Source organism: Mycobacterium sp. E3298, assembly GCF_001666895.1.
Lineage (GTDB): Bacteria > Actinomycetota > Actinomycetes > Mycobacteriales > Mycobacteriaceae > Mycobacterium.
On sequence record NZ_LZJB01000356.1, the window covers coordinates 1 to 532 of the forward strand.

The window sequence follows — 532 nt, forward strand, 5'->3', positions numbered from 1 at the left end:
GCGTCGGGATGGCCCATACCGCGGCGGTCGATGAGCTGGGCGACGCCCAGCGCGTCGAGAAGTTGGACATCGCGCAGGCCACCACGGCCCGACTTGAGGTCCGGCTCGGCCCGCTGCGCGATGCGCCAACATCGTTGCCAGCGTTCGTATGTCATCGCGACTAGTTCGTCCATGCGGGATCGAATCGCGCTGCGCCACTGGCGTCGCGCCCCGGCGATCAATTCCGCCGACAGCCGCTCGTCCCCGGCGATGTGGCGCGCGTCGAGCATGCCCAACGCGGCCACCAGGTCGTTGTTGGCGACGCTCAGGGCCCCCGAGACGGTCCGCACGCTGTGGTCGAGCCGAACGTTGGCGTCCCACAACGGATACCACAGACCGTCGGCGACTCGTTGCAGCACCTCGTCGGATTTGTTGTCGTGCAACAACATCAGGTCGAGATCGGAATAGGGCAGCAGTTCGCGGCGCCGGGGCCCCCCCCCCCCCCCCCCCCCCGGGCAGGGGGGGGGGGGCGGGGTCGGGCGCGGCGGCGCCC

Annotated in this window: 1 pseudogene; it reads right to left on the reverse strand. The window is 70.9% G+C overall.

Annotated features, from left to right (window positions below):
- A pseudogene (locus A9X05_RS16585) lies at positions 1-532 on the reverse strand ([protein-PII] uridylyltransferase); the annotation flags it as partial.